13 protein-coding genes and 1 pseudogene are annotated in these 13,651 nt (G+C 69.6%); 9 read left to right on the top strand and 5 right to left on the bottom strand.

The window, feature by feature from the left end; all coding sequences use genetic code 11:
• Positions 1–15: 15 nt before the first annotated feature.
• Positions 16–1,179, bottom strand: a complete 1,164-nt coding sequence (locus H4Q84_RS12205) for a M20 family metallopeptidase (protein ID WP_248579370.1) — start codon at positions 1,177–1,179, stop codon at positions 16–18.
• A 99-nt stretch (positions 1,180–1,278) separates the two neighbouring features.
• Between H4Q84_RS12205 and H4Q84_RS12200 the strand changes: the two genes are divergently transcribed.
• The 7 genes from H4Q84_RS12200 to H4Q84_RS12170 all read left to right on the top strand — a co-directional run bounded on the left by H4Q84_RS12200 (position 1,279) and on the right by H4Q84_RS12170 (position 9,391).
• Positions 1,279–1,986 carry an ABC transporter ATP-binding protein gene (locus tag H4Q84_RS12200; RefSeq protein WP_248579369.1) on the top strand — a complete coding sequence of 236 codons (708 nt, stop codon included), beginning with the start codon at positions 1,279–1,281 and terminating at the stop codon, positions 1,984–1,986.
• Complete coding sequence (locus H4Q84_RS12195; RefSeq protein ID WP_248579368.1) at positions 1,961–3,499, top strand: hypothetical protein; 1,539 nt, start codon at positions 1,961–1,963, stop codon at positions 3,497–3,499. The genes H4Q84_RS12200 and H4Q84_RS12195 overlap by 26 nt, the downstream gene beginning before the upstream one ends.
• 293 nt (positions 3,500–3,792) lie before the next feature.
• Complete coding sequence (locus H4Q84_RS12190) at positions 3,793–5,475, top strand: glycosyl hydrolase family 18 protein (RefSeq protein ID WP_248579367.1); 1,683 nt, start codon at positions 3,793–3,795, stop codon at positions 5,473–5,475.
• Positions 5,476–5,642: 167 nt separating this feature from the next.
• On the top strand, positions 5,643–6,905 hold the full coding sequence (locus H4Q84_RS12185) for an acyl-CoA dehydrogenase family protein (protein WP_248579366.1): 1,263 nt from the start codon (positions 5,643–5,645) through the stop codon (positions 6,903–6,905).
• Entirely contained in the window at positions 6,905–7,660 is a 756-nt protein-coding gene (locus tag H4Q84_RS12180; RefSeq protein WP_248579365.1) for an SDR family NAD(P)-dependent oxidoreductase, read from the top strand. Before H4Q84_RS12185 ends, H4Q84_RS12180 begins: the two co-directional genes overlap by 1 nt.
• Positions 7,653–8,723 (top strand): phosphotransferase family protein, encoded by a 1,071-nt coding sequence (locus tag H4Q84_RS12175; RefSeq protein WP_248579364.1) that lies wholly within the window; start codon positions 7,653–7,655, stop codon positions 8,721–8,723. Before H4Q84_RS12180 ends, H4Q84_RS12175 begins: the two co-directional genes overlap by 8 nt.
• A complete protein-coding gene (locus H4Q84_RS12170) occupies positions 8,723–9,391 on the top strand; it encodes a histidine phosphatase family protein (RefSeq protein ID WP_248579363.1) in 669 nt (222 codons plus the stop codon). Before H4Q84_RS12175 ends, H4Q84_RS12170 begins: the two co-directional genes overlap by 1 nt.
• A 92-nt stretch (positions 9,392–9,483) precedes the next feature.
• On the opposite strand, the gene H4Q84_RS12165 is transcribed toward H4Q84_RS12170, so the two are convergent.
• The 4 genes and pseudogenes from H4Q84_RS12165 to H4Q84_RS12150 form a co-directional block, all read right to left on the bottom strand.
• On the bottom strand, positions 9,484–10,236 hold the full coding sequence (locus tag H4Q84_RS12165) for an SDR family oxidoreductase (RefSeq protein ID WP_248579362.1): 753 nt from the start codon (positions 10,234–10,236) through the stop codon (positions 9,484–9,486).
• Positions 10,237–10,301: 65 nt separating this feature from the next.
• A complete protein-coding gene (locus H4Q84_RS12160) occupies positions 10,302–10,718 on the bottom strand; it encodes a TM2 domain-containing protein (protein WP_248579361.1) in 417 nt (138 codons plus the stop codon).
• A gap of 126 nt (positions 10,719–10,844) precedes the next feature.
• Positions 10,845–11,087: pseudogene (locus H4Q84_RS12155) on the bottom strand (DUF4282 domain-containing protein); the annotation flags it as partial.
• A gap of 284 nt (positions 11,088–11,371) precedes the next feature.
• Complete coding sequence (locus H4Q84_RS12150; protein ID WP_248579360.1) at positions 11,372–11,953, bottom strand: RDD family protein; 582 nt, start codon at positions 11,951–11,953, stop codon at positions 11,372–11,374.
• Positions 11,954–12,071: 118 nt separating this feature from the next.
• On the opposite strand from H4Q84_RS12150, the gene H4Q84_RS12145 reads away from it, so the two are divergent.
• Positions 12,072–13,127: an LLM class flavin-dependent oxidoreductase gene (locus H4Q84_RS12145; protein WP_248579359.1), complete on the top strand. Its 1,056-nt coding sequence runs from the start codon at positions 12,072–12,074 to the stop codon at positions 13,125–13,127.
• 4 nt (positions 13,128–13,131) lie between these two features.
• Positions 13,132–13,626 carry a VanZ family protein gene (locus H4Q84_RS12140; protein WP_248579358.1) on the top strand — a complete coding sequence of 165 codons (495 nt, stop codon included), beginning with the start codon at positions 13,132–13,134 and terminating at the stop codon, positions 13,624–13,626.
• Positions 13,627–13,651: the final 25 nt, after the last annotated feature.

The following is a 13,651-nucleotide window of genomic DNA, read 5'->3' as shown; positions in this document are numbered from 1 at the left end:
CGCGTGCGGGACGGCTCAGAAGCCGTCTCCGGCCATCAGGTGCAGGGCTGCTCCGGTGGCCAGCACACTCTCGTCGAAGACGGCGTCGCCGGCGTGGTTGAACGCGGTATGTCCCTCGATGTTCGCGCCGAGGTAGACCATGGCTCCGGGCCAGCGTTGGAGGAAGTACGCGAAGTCCTCGATGACCATCGACGGCTGGGTCATCTCGGTCAGGCCCGTGCCCAGCTCGGTGGCCGTGAGGGTTGTGAGCATCTGGTCGACGTATGACCCGTCGTTGACGACCGCCGGGTAGCCCTCCATCAGCTCGAACGAGGCCTCGGTGTCAGTGTCCTTCGCGGCGCGCGCGGCGGCGTCGCGCAACCCGTTGATCAGGGCAGCCCGTTGTGCCGCGCTCAGGGTGCGGATGGTGCCGCGCAGCCTGCCCTCCCCGGGGATGACGTTGACGGTGTTGCCCATGAAGGACTCGGTGACCGTGGCCACCAGGTGCTCGGAAGCGGACAGCGTCTCGACGAGGGCTCGTGCGGCCAGCACGAAGCGGGCACCGGCTTCGATCGGGTTCCCGGCCAGATGGGGCTGGCTGGCGTGTCCGCCCGGCCCCCGGAAGTCGATGCGGAACCAGTCGCCGTACCCCATGAAGGTGCCGCGTGTGTAGCTGATCGAGTGCGGAGGCCAGGTCGCGTGGACATGGAGGGCGAACGCGGAGGCAGCCTCGAGCTGGAGGCTCTGGTGCCGCGCCAGCGTGGGCACGGCTCCCCGGTCGGTCTCCTCACCCGGCTGGAACACGAGCACCACGTCGCCCGCTGGTGGCTGGTCGGCGTAGGCCCTCGCCGCGCCCAGCAGCATGGCCATGTGCAGGTCGTGTCCGCACGCATGCATCGCTCCCTGGCGCTGGGAGGCGAACTCCGCGAACCTCGGGCCGGTCTGCTCGTCGACCGGGAGAGCGTCCATGTCCGCGCGTAGCACCGTGGGTGTGCGTGATCTGTCTCGTCCCGGAATCTGCGCGGTCACACCGGCGCCGGGGTGGACCTCGGGCTGGTAGCCGCACTCTTGGAGCACCTGTACGACGTACGCGGTGGTGTCGGGGAGCTCCAGGCCGACCTCGGGTTCGGCATGGAGCTGTCGCCGGTGCGTCACCATCCAGGACTGCAGCTCGCGCGCCTGGACCAACCGGGGATGCATCCGCTGAATCTAGCCTCGTCGGCTCGTCGGCTCGTCGGCTCGTCGGCTCGTCCGCTCATTCACCAGCCACGCACCCCCACCACCATGCACACTTGCCCGGTGACTGACTTCGCCGTCGACGTACGCGACCTCCACGTGCGCTTCGGCGAGGTGGAGGCCGTGTCCGGAGTCGACCTGCACGCCCGCGCCGGGCGGGCGACCGCGCTCCTGGGGCGCAACGGTGCGGGGAAGTCGACCACCATGCGCGTGCTCGCCGGCGTGGTGCCGCCGACTGCAGGTCAGGCGCTCGTGCTGGGCCACGACGTACGCACCGAGACGCTGACCGTGAAGCGGCTCATCGGCTACTGCCCCGACGTCGGCGGGCTCGTGCCGCGCGCGACGCCGTGGGAGCACCTCCAGCTGTCCGCCCGGCTGCGCAGGATGCCCGACTGGGAGGCCGAGGCGCGCGAGCTGCTCGAGCGCTTCGAGCTCGGCGACGCCGCGCACCGGGTCACTGCCGGCTTCAGCCACGGGATGGGTCGCCGGTTGTCGGTGATCCTCGCGGCGTTCCACCGCCCCGACGTACTCCTCCTCGACGAGCCCTTCGACGGCGTCGACCCGATCGGCGTCGAGGCCACCTTCGAGGTCATCGCCGACGCGCGGGCCCGCGGCGCGTGCGTGCTGCTGTCCACCCACCTGCGCGACCTCGCCGTCCAGGCCTGCGAGACCGCCATCGTGCTGCGCGGCGGCGCTCTCGTCGCCGAGCTCGGGGCCGGGGACCTCTCGGGGGAGGCCGGGGCCGATGCCTACCGCGCACTCCTGGACTGAGCCCGCCGAGCTGCGCCGTGCCGTCTCCGAGACGCGCGAGCTGGTCCGCTTCCGAGCCCGGACGGTACGACGACCGGGCGCTGCCGGCCGGTTCCTGGCCGTCCTCCTCGGGCTGAGCGCCGCTGCGGCGCTGACGCCGGCGTGGGTCCCGGGAGGGGGGGGCGACGATAAGGCGTTCGGCGTGCTCCTCGTTCTGCCCTCCATGCTCGCCGGCTTCCTCTCTCTGGCCATCGTGTCGGCCGTCGCGTCGGGTGGCGGCCGCGAGCTGCTTGCGCGCGACCACGCGGTGGCCTTCCCGGTCAGCCCGACCACCGACCACCTCGGCGCGCTGGTCATGGCGCCCCTCAACATCGCCTGGATCCTGCAGGCCTGGACGTTGCTCGGCGCGGGCGCCTACGCGTTGGGACCTGGCGGGCTGCCGTACCTGCTGCCCGCGATCCTGCTCTGGATCATCGCCGCGACCGCCCTGGCGCAAGTGGTGGCCTGGACCTCCGAGGCCGTACGCCGCGGGCCGCACGGAGCCTGGATCGTGCGAGGCATCACGACGGCCGCCCTCGTCGGCGCCGTGTGGCTGCAGCTCAGCGGCCGGCTCACCGACTTCTTCGACGCCATGCCCACCAAGCACCTCGTCGTCACCTCCGTCCGCATGATGGAAGGGTGGACGTGGACCTGGCCGGTCGCCTTGCTGGTCGAGGTCCTGCTGATCGTCGGTGCCGTCCTCGTCGGCATCGTGCCCGCGCATGCGGCGTCGAAGCGGGTGCCTCGTGACGAGCTGCGGATCGAGACGGGCGTGTACCCGTCGCGGCCCTCACTGCGCGGTGACATCCCGATGCTGGTGCGCATCGACCGCGGCTCGATCTGGCGATCGGTGCCGATGCGCCGCGGCCTGATCGTGCTGGCGATCGGTCCCGGCGCGATCGCGATGGCTGGCGGTCTCGACTGGACCCAGATCACCGTGCTCCCCGGCCTCGTGGCCAGCGGTGGCGCCCTCCTGTTCGGCGTCAACGCGTGGTGTCTCGACGGCCGCGGCGCCCTGTGGCGCGAGAGCCTCCCGGTAGAGCCGTCCGCGGTGTTCTCCGCCCGAAGCTGGGTGCTGGCCGAGTGGCTGCTGCTCGGTGCTGTCGTGACCGTCGTACTCGCTTCCCTGCGGGCCGGCACGCCCACCACCGCCGAGGCCACCGCCATCGCGTGCACGCTCGTCGCGGTGATCGCGCAGGTCGTCGCCGTGGCGATGGGTTGGGCAGGGCGCCGCCCGTTCTCGGTCGACATGCGCTCCGCCCGGGCCACCCCCGCGCCACCCCTGGTGATGGTGGGCTACTCGACCCGTCTCGCCATCAGTACGACGCTCACGGGCCTCGTCTTCTCGGCGCTCGCCCTGGTGCCCGACTGGCGCGTCTCGGTGCTGGTGGCCGTCCCGTTCCTGGCGTGGTCGACCTTCCGGCTGCTGCGCGCGCGGCGCCGGTGGCTGGATGCCCCGGAGCGGGCCCGGGTCGTGCTGACCGTCGCAGCCTGAGGTCTCGAAGTCGACCTCGTCGCGTGGTCTTCAGTGAGTCGTCGCTGCCCGACGTCGGCCGCTCACGCCTCTGTCCCTCCCGGGCGGGCAGGACTGCAGCCGTCTGTCGCGACGCCTTCGCCCGAGCTGGGTAGCGGTGGATCGGGGCGAAACTCTTGACAGTAATTTGTTAGTGCGGTGAACTAACAAATGTGACAACGGTCACAGCGCCTATCGGGAGGCGCCTCGCGCGCAGGCAATCTGCGCCTGGAGGACGCCCCGCGTCTTCACGGACTGATTGGAAGAAGGAGCGCATGAAGCGACTACACGTGGCGGCACTGGCCGTTGTCATGGCAGCAATGCTCATCCCGGTGCTGTTCGCATCCACCGCATCCACCGCATCCACCGCATCCACCGCATCCACCGCATCAGCTGCATCAGCTGCCGCCTGCCCGGCTGCCTGGAGTGCGAGCAAGGTCTACGTCAGCGGAGACGTGGCGGCGTACAACGGGCGCCAATATTCCGCGAAGTGGTGGACCCAGGGCGATACGCCTGGTTCGGCTGACGTCTGGGCGGACCAGGGTGTCTGCGGTGCCGACACTCCGACGCCCACGCCGCCCGCAAGCGGCACCTGCCCGGCCGCCTGGAGCCCGAGCAAGGTCTACGTCGGCGGAGATGCGGCGGCGTACAACGGGCGCAAGTACTCCGCGAAGTGGTGGACCCAAGGCGATACGCCCGGTTCGTCCGATGTGTGGGCGGACAGCGGTGCCTGCGGTGCCGGCACCCCGACACCGACTCCGACACCCACACCGACACCGACTCCGACTCCGACACCCACACCGACACCCACACCGACACCGACTCCGACGCCGACTCCGGGCACCGGGAGTTCCAAGGTGGTCGGATACTTCACGAACTGGGGCACCTACGGCCGCAACTACAACGTCAAGGACATCGAGACCTCCGGGTCGGCGGCGAAGATGACACACATCCTCTACGCGTTCGGCAACGTCCAGGGCGGCAAGTGCACGATCGGCGACGCCTATGCCGACTACGACAAGGCGTTCACCGCAGCCAACAGCGTGGATGGCGTCGCCGACACGTGGAACCAGCCGTTGCGCGGGAACTTCAACCAGCTCCGGAAGCTCAAGGCGATGCACCCGAACATCAAGGTGATCTGGTCGTTCGGCGGCTGGACCTGGTCCGGCGGCTTCGGTGAGGCGTCGCGGAACGCGGCTGCCTTCGCCAAGTCGTGCCACGACCTCGTCGAGGACCCCCGTTGGGCTGATGTGTTCGACGGCATCGACATCGACTGGGAGTACCCGAATGCTTGCGGCCTGACCTGCGACACGAGTGGTCGCAGCTCCTTCCCGACCATGATGAGGGCGCTCCGGACGGAGTTCGGAAACGACCTCGTCACCGCGGCCATCACCGCTGACGGAACGACGGGCGGGAAGATCGATGCTGCGGACTACGGTGGCGCCGCCCAGTACGTCAACTGGTACATGCCGATGACCTACGACTACTTCGGTGCCTGGGACAAGGACGGACCGACGGCTCCGCACTCTCCCCTGCGGTCCTACCCGGGCATGCCCCAGGCCGGTTTCGACTCCGACACCGCGATCCAGAAGCTGAAGAGTCTTGGGGTGCCGGCGAACAAGCTGCTGTCCGGCATCGGCTTCTACGGTCGGGGATGGACCGGCGTGACCCAGGCCGCCCCTGGCGGCTCGGCCACCGGACCGGCCCCCGGCACCTACGAGACCGGCATCGAGGACTACAAGGTCCTCAAGACCAGGTGCCCGGCCACCGCCACGATCGCCGGGACCGCCTACGGCTTCTGCAACGGTGAATGGTGGGGCTACGACACCCCGTCCACGATCCGCGCCAAGATGGACTATGCCAAGGGCCAGGGCCTCGGCGGAGCGTTCTTCTGGGAGCTGTCGGGTGACACCAGCAATGGTGAGCTCGTCGGTGCCATCCGCGGAGGTCTCGGCTGACCCGGCGTGCTGAAACGCGGGGGCGTGCGGTCAGCGCTGTCCGCACGACCTGGGATGAGGGCCTCCTTCGACCCGCGACACCGGAGGCCTTCATCCCATGGTCACACCCGTCCAGGCAGCAGCGGACCCGCCGCCGCGGAGTCACCCCCGCGGCTAGGGTCGCGGGCATGGACTTCTCCCCCTCGTCCCGCGCCGCCGAGCTCCGCGAACGGGTGGCGGCCTTCATGGCCGCCGAGATCGATCCGGTCGAGAGCGGCTACCACCACGACCTGGCCGAGCGGCGTCGTACGGGCGATCCGTGGCAGCCGCTGCCCGTCATCGAGGAGCTCAAGACCAAGGCCCGCGCGCAGGGGCTGTGGAACCTCTTCCTGCCCAAGGAGCACGCCGGCGAGTACGCCGCCCGGTTCGGCACCGACGGGGGAGAGGGCCTGAGCAACGTCGACTACGCGCCGCTGGCCGAGCTGATGGGCCGCTCCGCGATCGCGCCCACCGTCTTCAACTGCAACGCACCCGACACCGGCAACATGGAGGTGCTGCTGCGCTACGGCAGCCAGGCCCAGCGTGACGAGTGGCTCGAGCCCCTGCTGGACGGCCGGATCCGCAGTGCGTTCACCATGACCGAGCCCGACGTCGCCTCGTCCGACGCGACCAACATGGCCGCCACCGCCATCGTCGACGGCGACGAGATGGTCATCAACGGACGCAAGTGGTGGTCGACGGGGGTGGGTCACCCCGATTGCCAGGTCTTCGTGTTCATGGGGCTGACCGACCCGGCTGGCAACGGACAGAGCGTCGACCGCCACCACCGGCACACTATGGTGCTGGTGCCGCGCGACACCCCCGGTGTGAAGGTCGAGCGGCTGCTCAACACCATGGGCTACTACGACGAACCGGTCGGGCACGGCGAGGTCAGTTTCACCGACGTACGCGTGCCGATGACCAACGTGCTCTCCGGTCCCGGTGAGGCATTCGGCATCGCCCAGGGCCGCCTCGGCCCGGGCCGGGTGCACCACTGCATGCGGCTCATCGGGCTGTCCGAGATGGCCCTCGAACGGGCGATCAGGCGCGGCCTCGAACGTACGGCGTTCGGCAAGCCGCTCCTCGACCTCGGCGGCAACCGCGAGCGGATCGCCGATGCCCGGATCGCCATCGACCAGGCCCGGCTGCTGGTGTTGCACGCCGCCTGGAAGCTCGACGAGGGCGGACCGCTCAACGCGCTCAGCGAGGTCAGCCAGATCAAGGTGGCGGTGCCGCGGATGGCGCAGCAGGTCATCGACATGGCGATCCAGCTGCACGGAGGTGGCGGCATGTCCGACGACTTCCCGCTGGCGATGGCCTACGTCAACGCCCGGGCCCTGCGGCTGGCCGACGGCCCCGACGAGGTGCACCAGGGCATGGTCGCCCGCCTCGAGATCGGGAAACACTCCTGATGGCGCGCGTGCTGATCACCGGTGCGGCCGGCGGCCTCGGCCGCTCGCTCGTCGACGCCTTCGAGGCCCGCGGCGACGACGTAGTGGGGACGGACCTGAACGGTGCCGAGCTGACCCTCGACGTCACCTCCGAGGCCGACTGGGCGGCAGCCCGCGACCACGTCGAGCAGACCTGGGGTGGCCTCGACATCCTGGTCAACAACGCCGGCATCGCGGGCGGCGGACGCCTCGACCACGACACCATCGAGGAGTGGCAGCGCCTCGTCGACATCAACCTGATGGGCGCGGTGCGCGGCACCAAGGCGTTCGTGCCGGTGTTCAAGGCGCAAGGCAGCGGCCACATCGTCAACATCGCCTCGCTCGCCGGGCTCGTCCACCCGGCGGGCATGGGCTCCTACAACGCCACCAAGGCCGCCGTCGTCGCGCTCACCGAGACGACCGGCCATGAGCTGGCCGGGTTCGGCGTGCGCGCCAGCGTGGTGTGCCCGTCGTACTTCCGCACCGGTCTCGTCGACCACATGCAAGGCAGCGACCGCATGGTCGGTCAGGTGATCGGCCGGCTCGTGAAGGACTCCCCGTGGGGCCCCGACGACATCGCCCGGGCGGTGATCGAAGGCATCGAGCGTGGCGACGAGCTGATCCTTCCCGACGACGCCGCGCGGGCGGCGTACAAGCTCAAGACGACCGACCGACCGGCGTACGACGCGACGATGCGCGCGCAGGCCCGCAAGCTGGAGGAGAGCGCCCGTGACTGACGGCAACCCGGCCAAGCCGGTGCGCGACGAGGACGCCTTCGACGTGGAGGCGGTGGCCAGCTGGCTGCGCGAACACGCTTCGCCGGAGGTGCGTGACGACCTGGTGGGCACTCCGGAGGTGCAGCAGTTCCAGGGCGGTGCGTCCAACCTGACCTACCGGCTCTGCTACCGCACGCGCGACGTGATCCTGCGCCGGCCACCCCCGGGCGTGAAGGCGAAGGGCGCCCACGACATGGGCCGCGAGCACCGCATCCAGTCGGCCCTCGCGCCCGTCTTCCCGCTGGTCCCGGCGATGGTCGCGTCGTGCGACGACGAGTCGGTGATCGGCACCCCGTTCTACGTGATGGAGGCCGTCGCCGGTGTCATCCCGCGGCGCGAGCTGCCGCCCGGTATGACCGCCGAGGCGACCGCGACGCTCTGCAGCAACGCGTTCGACGTGCTCGTCGACCTGCACTCGGTCGACGTCGCGTCCGTGCCCGAGCTGGCCGCCATGAGCAAGGGCGAGGGGTACGTCGCGCGGCAGGTCGGCGGCTGGACGACCCGGCTCGCCAACGCCCGCACCGACGACATGGGTGACTGGTCCGACATCACCGGCTGGCTGGACGAACACCAGCCCGCTGATGTCGCGAACTGCCTGATCCACAACGACTTCCGGCTCGACAACCTGGTGCTCGACGGTGACGACATGTCGCGCATCGTCGGTGTGCTCGATTGGGAGATGGCCACCGTCGGCGACCCGCTCATGGACCTCGGCGGCGCGATGGGCTACTGGGTGCAGGACGACGACGACGAGTTCTTCCGCCAGTTCCGCCGCCAGCCGTCGAATGCGCCGGGCATGTGGACGCGCGACCAGATCGTGACGCGCTACTGCGAGCACATGGGCTTCTCGGTCACGCCGGACCAGTGGCGGTTCTACGAGGTCTTCGGGCTGTTCCGGCTCGCCGTGATCGCGCAGCAGATCTGGTACCGCTACTTCCACGGCCAGACCACCAATGAGACGTACGCCCGCTTCGGCCCGGCCGTCGGGTTCCTGGAGCGGCGCTGCCGCGGGCTGATCGGCTGATGGGTCTGCTCCTGCTGGTGCGGCACGGCCAGGCGTCGTTCGGCGCCGCCGACTACGACGTGCTCTCCGAGACCGGCTGGGAGCAGTCACGGGTGCTCGGTCGATGGCTGCGCGAGCACGGCGTCACGCCCGATGCCGTGATCGCCGGCGGCATGCGGCGGCACCGGGAGACGGTGGAGGCCATGCTGACCGGGCTGTCGAGCGAGGTGGAGCCCACCATCGACCCCGGATGGGACGAGTTCGACCACCTCGCCGTCGTCGCCGCCTACCCCGACCTACCTGCGGGTGAGCTCGACCGGCGCGGCTTCCAGCGCGTCTTCGAGGGCGCCACCGCTCGCTGGACCAGCGGCGCCCACGACGACGAGTACGCCGAGTCCTGGGGCGGCTTCGTGGGCCGGGTCGACGCCTCCCTGGTGGTGGCGGCCGCGGCGGCCGGGAAGGGGTCGACGGTCGTGGTGGTGAGCTCGGGCGGCCCGATCGCCGCCGCCTGTGCGGGTCTGGTGGACCCATCGGCCGACCCCGTCGGGCGCTCGCGGCTCTGGGCGCCCTTCAACACGACGTACGTCAACACCGGGGTGACCCGGGTCGTCGTCGGGGGCAGCGGCGCCAGGTTGCTGACGTTCAACGAGCACAGTCACCTCGCGGGAGATCTGCTCACCTACCGTTGAGTTGCGCCTCCGTCTCCGTCGAGTTGCGCCTCCGTCTTGTGCGACGCGCACTCAGGCGCAACTGAACGGGTACGCGGGCGCAACTCAACGAGTCAGATCAGCCGCTTGAACAGAGGCATCGGCGCGTACTTCATCACCACCGACAGCGGCGCCCACGGCAGTGGCGGCACGCACGCGGACTCCTTCTCCTTCTCGATGGCGGAGACCATCGCACGCACGCCTTTCTCGGTGGAGACCATCATCTTGTTCCCGGCGGCCGCGACGCCGTCGTTCATCTCGGAGGCGATGTAGCCGGGGTACAGCACGGTGACCTTGATCGGCTTGCCGTACATCTCGGCCCGAAGCCCCTCGGCGAGGTGCGCGACGGCGGCCTTCGTGGCGCCGTACGTCGTCATCGTCTTGGGCAGCCCGCGCATCGCCGACATCGACGACACCATCACGAGGTGGCCGGCGTTCTGCGCGCGGAAGATCTCCATCGCGGCCTCGCACTGCGCGAGCGCGGCGACGAAGTTGGTCATCGCGGTCTCGCGGTTGGCCTTGAAGTTGCCGGTGCCGAGCGGTGCGCCCTTGCCGATGCCGGCGTTGATGACGATCCGGTCGATGTGCCCGAAGTCCGCTCGGAACGCGCGGAACACCTCGAAGACCTGGTCGTCGTCGTTGACGTCGAGCGCGCGGATCTCGACCCGGCGGTCGGGGTGGGCCGCGAGGATGTCGCTCCTGACCGCGTCGAGCTTCTCGGTACGACGCGCGCACAGCGCCAGGTCGTAACCGAGGGTGGCGAACTGGCGGGCCATCTCGGCGCCGAGCCCCGAGGAGGCGCCGGTGATCAGGATCGTCCTCGTCATGCGGGCCAGTGTGTCAGCCTCGGGGGAGCCCTTCTGCGCTCCCCCATGGCCGTCTGTCGGGGCAGCTATGAGCGGAGTGGTCGGCCGTGACCGTCCACCGGGTCTCCCGTCAGCATGACGATCCCGTCGATCACCGACCAGAGCCAGACGGCCGGGACAACCAGCCAACCAATCACGACCAGCGCCAAGATCCAGCCGAACAAGTACAGCAGGAGCTGCGTCAGACCGATCCCGACGTGGCCCGAATAGAGACGACCGACGCCGCAGACGAAGACGAATGGCAGCAACATCTGCAGCAATCCCGCTGTGACCTTTGACTTGTCGGAGTACGGGATGCCCGTCATCGGGTGCACGCCGAACGGCGCAATGGCGCCCGGATGTGCTCCGAAGGGGGCTGGAACTGACGATGGGGCGTGGCCATGCCCGGGATGTCCGTACGGACCCTGGTTCGGCGGCGGCCAAGGGTCGTTCGGAACGGACATGGCCAGAGACTAAGCGCGAAACAGTTCGGCCGTCCACGGTTCTTCGCAATGCGTGCAGGCGCCGCGGGAGCGCCACGGCTGACCGCCGCGCCGCCCCCGCTCGTGTTGTTCCGGGTGAGCCCGCTGCTACGAGTTGAGCTTGTGATGGACCTCTTCACTGAGGCGGGTGACCGAGAGGTAGAACTCGAGCGTCATCCGGATGAAGCAGAGGTAGAGAAGTATCGCGAGGGGGCCCAGGATCAGCACTACGAGACCTGCCCCGACGCTGTTCGCGAAGCCGCTGACGAGGAAGACGAGCCAGCCGAGAACGAGGCCGAGGAGTGCCAGAACGTAGACGAACTTGACGATCATCGGGGTCACGAAGTGGTTGAACCCGAAGTCGAAGAGGGACCCGAAGAACCCCTTCGAGGACGTGTCCGGGGACGGGCTACCGCCGTACGGGAGGGTCCGTACGAACCCGGTGTCTGGGGCGGCGGCCCGCTTGCGCCGCCATAGCCGGGCTGCTGGCCGTAAGGATCCTGTGGTGGTGGGTTGCCGTAGTCAGACATGTGTTTCCCCTCGTAGATGTGTTCGTTGGCGGTTCACCGTACCGACGCGCGAAGGGCGCCGCAGCGTGTTGCTGCGGCGCCCCTGCGGGGATCTTCGCGCGTGGGTCAGCTCTTGGGCTGGTCGATCACCACGGTGCCCATCACCTTGTCGGCGAAGGTTTGACGCTTTGCGTCCCACAGTGGCCACAGGTACCCGATTCCGCAGGGCAGGGAGTCGAGGAAGTGTGCGATAGCCCTGACGAAGGCCAGGCCGACGCCGACAGGCTGGCCGGTCTCCTCCCGGATCAGCTTGATACCCAAGAGGCCCTTCCCGATGGAGTAGCCGGTGCGGCCCTGCTTGATGAGCAGGTTCCAGATCGCGAACGAAACGCTGACGAGCAAGCCGAGAAGTATGAGTACAACGGCAAGCCCGCTCGGGTCTCCGTTGGTCGTCACGACCCCGGTCTCCGGGTCCGTCACAGGGTCGAGGCTGACGATCAGCATGACGTAGCCGATGATCAAGGGGAGTGCGGCAAGTGCGCCCAGGAGGCCGTCGACGAGCAAGGCGCCAACTCGTTTTCCCCACGAGGCGTAGTTGCTTGGAGTGCCATACGCGGGCTGGCCGAGGCCCGGCTGTTGGCCGTACGGGTCAGCCGATGCGGGCTGCTGGCCGTATGGGTCCTGCGGCGGGTTGCCGTAGTTGGACATGTCTCTCCCTCGTGGGCGTTCAGTGGCGCGTCACACCGTAGGCGACGGGTCATCCCCCCGTGCCAAGGTGTCGAAACCAATCGGGATGAATCCGGTGGGTCGATCGTGTTGACCAGGGGTGAGCCATGACCTGCCTGCCCTGTCCGTCCTCGACCTCGTGCCCGTCCGCAGCGACCAGACCACGGGTGACGCGCTGGCCGCGACACGGTCGCTCGCGCAGGTGGCCGACGACCTCGGCTACCGGCGCTACTGGCTGGCCGAGCATCACAACATGCCTGCCGTCGCAGCGACCAACCCGCCGCTGCTGATCGCCATGGTGGCCGCGGCGACGTCGCGCATCCGCGTCGGGTCAGGCGGCGTGATGCTGCCCAACCACGCGCCGCTGGTGGTGGCCGAGCAGTTCGCGCTGCTGGAGGCCGCGCACCCGGGCCGCATCGACCTCGGCATCGGCCGCGCGCCCGGCACCGACCAGCTCACCCGCTACGCACTGCGTCACGGAACTCAGGGCCAGGGCGCCGGGGGCGACGACCCGGTCAACCTCTTCCCGCAGTACGTCGCCGACGTGATGTCGCTGATGAGCGCGGAGGGGGCATCGATGTCGGTCGCCGGCCGGGTGCACCCGATGCGGGCGACTCCGCGAGCCGCCTCAGTGCCGCCGGTGTGGCTGCTCGGTTCGTCCGACTACTCCGCTCGGCTCGCCGCCGAGAAGGGGCTGCCGTACGTGTTCGCGCACCACTTCGCCGGGCAGGGCACTGCCGAGGCGCTCGAGCTGTACCGGTCGTCGTACAAGTCGAGTGCGGCGCACCCGGAGCCGCAGACCTTCCTGACGGTCAACGTCGCGGCCGCCGCCACGCACGAGGAGGCCGAGCGCGCGGCGCTGCCGCAGCTGCTGTCGATGCTGGCGCTGCGCACGGGTCAGCCGCTGACGGCCCAGCGCCTCGTCGAGGAGGCAGAGGCGGTCGAGGTGCCGGCCGAGCACGCCGGCCTGCTGCGTGCGATGGCTGCGCGCTGGGTGATCGGAAACGCCGACTCGGCACGCAGTCGGATCGCCGAGCTGGCAGGGGAGTACGGCGTCGACGAGGTCATGGTGCATCCGGTCGCGGGCGCGCTGGCCGGCACGGCTGCCGACATCTCGCCGGCTCGCGAGGAGACCCTGCGCCTGCTGGCAAAGTGAGCGGGTGATCACAGACCTGCTGCTCGAGCACCCGTGGGCATCACCGACGGCGCTGGCGGTCTTGGTGGTCCTCGGACCGGTCGTGGGCTGGTGGTTGGTCGCGCGCCCGCGGCTCGCGTGGTGGCTGACGGGGGTCGCGTTGCTGCCGGTGGCGCTGCTGACCCTGGTGCCGGTCGACCGCGAGCTGTATGCGCGTTGCACGGTGCAGTGGTCACTGCCGACGCCGGGCCGGGTCGAGCTGATGGCCAACGTCGTGCTGCTCGTCGCCCCGGTGCTGCTCGCCGGGGTCGCGACCCGACGCCCGCTGCTGGTGCTGGCAGCCGGGAGCGCACTGTCGGCCGGCCTGGAGGCGCTCCAGGCCGTGGTGCCCGCCATCGGCCGCTCCTGCGACACCAACGACTGGTGGTGCAACACGATCGGTGCAGCCGTCGGCGCGGTGCTGGCCGGGTTCGCGCTGCGGCTGGATCGAGCGATGTGTCGAATAAAAAGTCAGGCTTGACTGTTTGTTCATCGACCAGCACGAT

This window comes from Nocardioides sp. InS609-2, from assembly GCF_023208195.1.
Lineage (GTDB): Bacteria > Actinomycetota > Actinomycetes > Propionibacteriales > Nocardioidaceae > Nocardioides.
This window is presented reverse-complemented; position numbering and strand designations above follow the sequence as displayed.

Excerpts from the sequence above, each read along its gene's own strand:
- H4Q84_RS12170 (WP_248579363.1), top strand. The coding sequence starts at position 8,723 with ATGGGTCTGCTCCTGCTGGTGCGGCACGGCCAGGCGTCGTTCGGCGCC.
- H4Q84_RS12185 (WP_248579366.1), top strand. The coding sequence starts at position 5,643 with ATGGACTTCTCCCCCTCGTCCCGCGCCGCCGAGCTCCGCGAACGGGTG.
- H4Q84_RS12195 (WP_248579368.1), top strand. The coding sequence starts at position 1,961 with ATGCCTACCGCGCACTCCTGGACTGAGCCCGCCGAGCTGCGCCGTGCC.
- H4Q84_RS12205 (WP_248579370.1), bottom strand. The coding sequence starts at position 1,179 with ATGCATCCCCGGTTGGTCCAGGCGCGCGAGCTGCAGTCCTGGATGGTG.
- H4Q84_RS12165 (WP_248579362.1), bottom strand. The coding sequence starts at position 10,236 with ATGACGAGGACGATCCTGATCACCGGCGCCTCCTCGGGGCTCGGCGCC.
- H4Q84_RS12160 (WP_248579361.1), bottom strand. The coding sequence starts at position 10,718 with ATGTCCGTTCCGAACGACCCTTGGCCGCCGCCGAACCAGGGTCCGTAC.
- H4Q84_RS12180 (WP_248579365.1), top strand. The coding sequence starts at position 6,905 with ATGGCGCGCGTGCTGATCACCGGTGCGGCCGGCGGCCTCGGCCGCTCG.
- H4Q84_RS12150 (WP_248579360.1), bottom strand. The coding sequence starts at position 11,953 with ATGTCCAACTACGGCAACCCGCCGCAGGACCCATACGGCCAGCAGCCC.
- H4Q84_RS12190 (WP_248579367.1), top strand. The coding sequence starts at position 3,793 with ATGAAGCGACTACACGTGGCGGCACTGGCCGTTGTCATGGCAGCAATG.